Annotated in this window: 5 protein-coding genes; 4 read left to right on the forward strand and 1 reads right to left on the reverse strand. The window is 43.6% G+C overall.

The annotated features are described in order from the left end of the window. A partial coding sequence (locus AOQ70_RS09320) for a GntR family transcriptional regulator (protein ID WP_156417741.1) occupies positions 1-266 on the reverse strand: 266 nt, incomplete at its 3' end. Positions 267-538: 272 nt separating this feature from the next. On the opposite strand from AOQ70_RS09320, the gene AOQ70_RS09325 reads away from it, so the two are divergent. From AOQ70_RS09325 to AOQ70_RS09340, 4 genes are all read left to right on the forward strand, one after another. After that, positions 539-2,164: a xylulokinase gene (locus AOQ70_RS09325; protein ID WP_059375906.1), complete on the forward strand. Its 1,626-nt coding sequence runs from the start codon at positions 539-541 to the stop codon at positions 2,162-2,164. Further along, the gene (locus tag AOQ70_RS09330; protein ID WP_059375908.1) at positions 2,158-2,862 is read left to right on the forward strand and encodes an L-ribulose-5-phosphate 4-epimerase; all 705 of its coding nucleotides are present in this window, start codon (positions 2,158-2,160) and stop codon (positions 2,860-2,862) included. The genes AOQ70_RS09325 and AOQ70_RS09330 overlap by 7 nt, the downstream gene beginning before the upstream one ends. A gap of 17 nt (positions 2,863-2,879) precedes the next feature. Beyond that, entirely contained in the window at positions 2,880-4,301 is a 1,422-nt protein-coding gene (gene araA, locus AOQ70_RS09335) for an L-arabinose isomerase (protein ID WP_039180110.1), read from the forward strand. A gap of 84 nt (positions 4,302-4,385) precedes the next feature. Beyond that, the coding region (locus AOQ70_RS09340; protein WP_156417742.1) for an MFS transporter at positions 4,386-4,853 on the forward strand (468 nt) is incomplete at its 3' end.

Here is a 4,853-nt window from a genome sequence, read left to right on the forward strand (position 1 = left end):
GTTGTAATGACCCCAATCGTTTTCATATGTGCATGTCCCGCAGGTTTTGTTTGATATTGATTGGTCACAAATGTGCCTGAACCTTTTTCGCTGCGCAAAAATCCTTCGCTGGACAATTCCAAAATGGCTTTTCGAACTGTATGTCTGCTTACTTGATACATGTCTTGCAGGCTTGATTCGGTTGGAATGCGCTCCCCGATCCGATAATCCCCTGTGAGTATTTTGCTTTTTATATCATCAATAATGATCTGGTACTTCTTTTTCATCATTTCACTTCTTTCTCAGTTGATCATCTACTCGGATTGAGAAGAAATTGTATGGACATATTTTAACATGGTTGTCGAATCAAAAACAGGCGCTTTCCTTTTCTGTCATAACCCCTCCAGAAAAAATGCAGGTTTTTGTCACATTGTGTATGTACAACTATATTTATTATTGACATATGTACGTACAAATATTATATTGTGATTGTACCAGAGAATCAATGAATCTAGAAAAACAAAATTGAAACCGCTATCAAAATGGGGGTGAACGTAGATTGAATCATAAAGAGACGGCCAAAGCCTTGAAAGAAGGACGGACATCTTTAGGCATTGAATTTGGTTCAACACGAATTAAAGCGATTTTAATAGATGAGGAATTTCAGCCAATTGCACAAGGTGCATATGAATGGGAAAGTTTTCTCCAGGATGGCATTTGGACGTACAACTTAATTGATATCATTACAGGTCTGCAAGTGGCCTATCTAGAGATGAAAGAACAGGCTGAGCAAAAGTATGGTGTGACCATTCAAACCATTGGCTCAATCGGGGTATCAGCGATGATGCATGGTTATGTGGCATGTGATCATACAGGAGAGGTTCTCGTTCCGTTCCGAACATGGCGAAATGCAACGACCATCGAGGCGAGTCAAAAGCTGACAGATGTATTTCAATTTCATATTCCAGAAAGATGGAGTATTGCTCATTTGTATCAAGCGGTTTTACAAGAGGAAAAACATCTATCCCGATTAGAATATATGACCACTTTGTCTGGATATATTCACTGGCTGTTAACCGGAAAGCAGGCCATTGGTATTGGCGATGCATCAGGGATGTTTCCAATTGATGACGAAACGAAGGACTACAATGAAGAAATGCTCCAGCAATTTGAAGCATTGATTGCAGAAAAAGGCTACCCGTGGAAGCTTCGCCACCTTCTGCCGCGTGTCTATTTAGCGGGTGAAGAAGCAGGCGTGTTAACGGCAGCAGGGGCAGCCATTTTGGATCAAGGAAAACATTTGCAGCCAGGCATTCCATTTTGCCCGCCGGAAGGTGACGCTGGAACGGGAATGGTGGCGACAAACAGTGTAGAAAGACGGACTGGGAATATTTCTGTTGGGACATCTGTTTTTGCCATGATTGTGCTAGAGCAGGATCTAAAAGGTGTCTATCCAGAAGTGGATCTTGTCACGACGCCGGATGGACTGCCAGTTGCCATGGTTCATGCGAATAACTGTACAAGTGACCTAAACGCTTGGATGAATATATTCAGAGAGGCATTTGAAGCACTAGGCATGCAAGTGGAGTCAGAAAGGTTATACGAGTCCCTATTGCAGCAAGCTTTAGAAGCAGATCGAGATGGCGGCGGACTCTTAAGCTATGGCTATTACTCTGGTGAAAATATTACGAGACTGCCAGAAGGAAGACCTCTTTTTGTCAGGTCTCCTGAAAGCCGCTTTAACCTCGCTAATTTCATGCGCACCCATTTGTTCTCCGCTTTTGGTGCTATGAAAATAGGCATGGACCGGTTAAAGGAACAGGAGCATGTAGTGATTGACCGCTTACTAGGACATGGGGGATTATTTAAAACACCGCTCGTTGGACAAAAAATGGTTGCCGCAGCGCTAAATACACCTGTATCAGTCGTTTCAACAGCGGGAGAAGGTGGTGCGTTTGGGATGGCGGCCCTTGCTTCATATATGGTCCATCATCAGCAGCAAACATTGGCTGAATTTCTTACCCAACGAGTATTTGCCCATACATCAGAAGAACTCATGGAGCCCGATCCACTCGATGTCAAAGGTTTTGACGAATTTTTAAAGCGCTATCAAAAGGGGCTTCCGATTGAAGAAGCGGCAGTAGCGCATCTGATGCCAAAGAAAGGAGTGACGACGGTATGCTAGATCGCTTAAAAGAAGAAGTGTATCAAGCAAATTTAGATTTGCCAAAATACGGACTTGTGAAATTTACATGGGGCAATGTCAGTGCATGTGATCGTGACAGTGGTTTGTTTGTGATTAAGCCGAGCGGCATAGCGTATGACCAACTATCAGCAAAAGATATGGTCGTGGTGAACTTTGACGGTGAAGTGGTGGAAGGAGAATTCAGTCCTTCGTCAGATACAGCTACACATGCAGTTCTTTACAAACACTTTGAGGAAATTGGGGGCATTTCACATAGCCATTCTATGTGGGCAACCGTTTGGGCGCAGGCAGGTCTTGATTTACCGGCAATGGGCACAACACATGCCGATACATTTTACGGCGCCGTTCCGTGCGCTCGTTTTCTGACAGAAGAAGAAGTCAATCGCGGTTATGAGGTAGAGACCGGCCGTCTGATCATCGAAACGTTTGAGAAAAGAAACCTAGATGTCATGGCAGTACCCGGTGTATTGCTTCAAGGTCATGGTCCGTTTACATGGGGGAAGGATGCAAAAACTGCGGTCACAAACAGTGTGATTTTAGACGAAGTGGCCAAAATGAACCTTTTTGCCAAGCAATTGAACGAATTTGCGGAGCCATTGCCGCAGAGAATTTTAGATAAACATTACTTAAGAAAACATGGAAAGCATGCGTATTACGGACAAAAACCTTCAAGATAAAGAAAAGAGGGATATCTATGTTAACAAGTCAGAAAAAAGAGTTTTGGTTTATCGTTGGGTCACAGCATCTATATGGTGATGAAGCACTGCAAAAAGTAAAAGCAAATGCACAAAAGATGACAGATGCCTTAAATGAAAGCGGTTTACTTCCTTATCCCGTAATCTTGCAGGAACTGGCTGTCAGCGCCGATCAAATCACAAAGCTTATGAAAGAGGTCAATTATCGCGATGAAGTCATTGGTGTGATGACGTGGATGCATACATTTTCACCAGCGAAAATGTGGATACGCGGGACCAATCTTTTGCAAAAACCTCTTTTGCATCTTGTCACACAATATTATGAAAAGATCCCGTGGGACACGATCGACATGGACTATATGAATCTTCATCAATCCGCACATGGAGATAGAGAATATGGCTATATCAATGCACGTTTAAATAAACAAAACCAAATTGTAACCGGTCATTGGTCGAAGCCTGAAGTGCAGCAGCAAATTGCTGATTGGATGGACGTTGCGGCTGCCTATCATGAGAGCTTTCACATCAAAGTAGCCCGGTTTGGTGACAACATGCGGCATGTAGCCGTGACAGAAGGCGATAAAATCGAAGCGCAGATTCAATTAGGATGGACCGTTGATTACTTTGGAATAGGCGATCTCGTCGAATATGTAAATGCAGTAGAGGAAGAAGAGGTAGATGCATTATTTGCTGAGTATTTAACGCAATATGATGTGAATTATGGAACGTATTCAGTTGACGAATGGGAAAAAAGTGTCAAGGTGCAGGCACGATATGAGATCGCCATCAAACGTTTCTTAGATGAAGGCGGCTATCATGCCTTTACAACAAACTTTGAAGATTTACATGGGATGAAGCAGCTGCCTGGACTTGCGGTACAGCGGCTGATGGCAAAGGGATACGGCTTTGCTGGGGAAGGCGATTGGAAAACGGCTGCACTATCCCGCTTATTAAAGGTGATGAGCCATCATCAATCTACTGGCTTTATGGAGGACTACACATATGAAATGACCTCTGGGCAGGAAGCAGTGCTGCAATCTCATATGCTGGAAGTAGATCCAGCGCTCGCCCATACAAAACCTGTCATTGTCGTGTCTCCACTTGGGATTGGAAACCGGGAAGATCCAGCACGTCTTGTATTTGATGGAAAAGCAGGCGAAGGTGTCGTTGTCTCCATAGCTGATTTTGGAACACATTTTAAATGGCTGATACAAGAAGTCGAAGCCTTTAAACCGGAGGAAGCGGCACCTCATTTACCAGTTGCGCGTGTATTGTGGAAAATCAAACCGAATTTTCAGGATGGCGTCAAAGCATGGATTAAGCAAGGCGGAGGCCATCATACAGTCGTGTCTCTCAATTTAACGGTTGATCAAATTGTTCAATTTGCAAAGCTTGTCAATGCAGAATATGTGGTTTTATAGAAGAAGGGTGAAAGGTCTTCTACTGTTTACAGTGGAAGCACAGGGAGAAATGAAAGCGGTTAATTAAGTGAGGGGGTCATCCACTTGGAGAAAAAAGTGTCAAGCAAATTTATCTTCTTTTTCGGGTCCTTTGCAGGCATCTTATTTGGGTATGATATTGGTATTATTGCAGGGGCGGAAGGACATATTCAGGAAGAATTTCAGCTCAGCCCATTATGGCTTGGAATTGTTGTCTCTTCATTAATGGGCGGGGCCATCATTGGCTCCATCTTAAGCGGTCTCTTAGGGGATAAATTTGGCCGCAGAAAACTCATTTTGGTCTCATCCGTTATCTTTTTTATCGGGGCTATCGGATCAGCTGTCGCACCAGAAGAGATTTCACTCACCATCGCTCGTATCTTTTTAGGGACAGCAGTAGGAACAGCCTCATCATTGGTTCCGGCTTACATGTCTGAAATCGCTCCTGCTAAAATCCGCGGGAAATTATCTGGACTCAATCAGCTCATGATTGTAACTGGACTATTGCTCAGCTATATTGTCGCGTTTGTGTTT

This window comes from Bacillus sp. AM 13(2015), from assembly GCF_001518755.1.
GTDB classification, from domain to species: Bacteria; Bacillota; Bacilli; order Bacillales; family Bacillaceae; genus Bacillus; species Bacillus safensis.